At 60.4% G+C, this 800-nt stretch carries 1 protein-coding gene; it reads left to right on the forward strand.

The features are described from left to right. Positions 1-800 (forward strand): calcium-binding protein (locus tag AC1DT3_RS23010; RefSeq protein ID WP_477467476.1); only part of this gene is annotated, 800 nt, incomplete at both ends.

Below are 800 nucleotides of genomic sequence, written 5' to 3' on the forward strand. Positions count from 1 at the left end.
CTACGACGGTGCCGACGAACTGCATGGAGGCGACGGTGCCGACCATCTCGATGGCGGCGTCGGCGTGGATACGCTGTTCGGAGAGGCCGGCAACGACTATCTGTTCGGGGGCTCTGGAGCAGACGATCTCGACGGCGGCGAAGGTGACGACACGCTGTTCGGCGCAGATGGCCCCGACCGCCTTTTTGGCGGACTGGGCGTCGACACCATCTGGTTCGGCAACGCCGCGCAAGGCGTAAACATCGATCTGGCCGCGCACACCGCCACGGGCGGCGATGCCACCGGTGACACATTCACCGATGTCGAAAACATCACCGGTTCCGATCAAGCCGACATCCTGGCCGGCGACTCCGTATCAAACACCATCGATGGCGGCTCGGGCGACGACGTGATCACCGGCGGCGCAGGGGTCGATATGCTGGTCGGAGGCGCCGGCAACGATATATTTCACGTCGATTCCTCAGCCGATCAGATCGTCGAAAAAACCGGCGAGGGATCCGATACCGTCTACACCTCGGTGAGCTTCGGCCTGTCGCCGTTCGTCGAGCGGATCATATCGGTAGGAGCCGTCTCGGTCGCTTTGTTCGGAAACGATCTCGACAACACCATTGCCGGTAATCTGGGGGACAACGTCATCGATGGTGGTTTGGGCGCCGATACGATGTCAGGAGCGGGCGGCAACGACACCTATTACATCGACAATTCAGGCGATGCAGTGATCGATTCTGACGGAGTGGATACGGTCATCGTATCGACCAGCATCTCGTTGGCGAGTTTCATAGGCATCGAGAACGTTGTTG

The sequence above is a fragment of the Microvirga sp. P4_G7 genome (genome assembly GCF_056401005.1).